Below are 379 nucleotides of genomic sequence, written 5' to 3' on the forward strand. Positions count from 1 at the left end.
AGCCCGGCTGGAGGGGCGCGTGCAGCGCGGAGGCTTCCGGCAGGGGGCCTTCGGCTCGGACTACGAGTTGGCGCGCTTCCAGGTGGCGGGCCCGGCCTCCCTGCCGTTGGCGGAGGCGCCCTTCCCGGACGGGTACTCCGCCCATGGCGAGGTGATTCTTGGTTGGGACGCGGAGCGGCTGGGCACCCTGGCGCGGCGCCACCTGCGCCTGACGATGGGGGCGGAGGCCTTCTCGTGGGGCCGGGTGGACGTGGAAGGGCGCCTGGAGGTGCAGGTCTTCCAGCGGAACCTCACCGTGGCGGTGGGCGGACTGGCGCTGGGCATGGGCCAGCCGGCGGCGCGCTACCTCGTCTCGGGCGAGGCCCGGTGGCGCCTCCTG

General features: G+C 75.2%; 1 pseudogene. It reads left to right on the forward strand.

The window, feature by feature from the left end:
• Positions 1–379: pseudogene (locus ACLEQD_RS45245) on the forward strand (hypothetical protein); the annotation flags it as partial.

It is taken from the genome of Corallococcus sp. 4LFB (genome assembly GCF_046520365.1).
Classification (GTDB): domain Bacteria; phylum Myxococcota; class Myxococcia; order Myxococcales; family Myxococcaceae; genus Corallococcus; species Corallococcus caeni.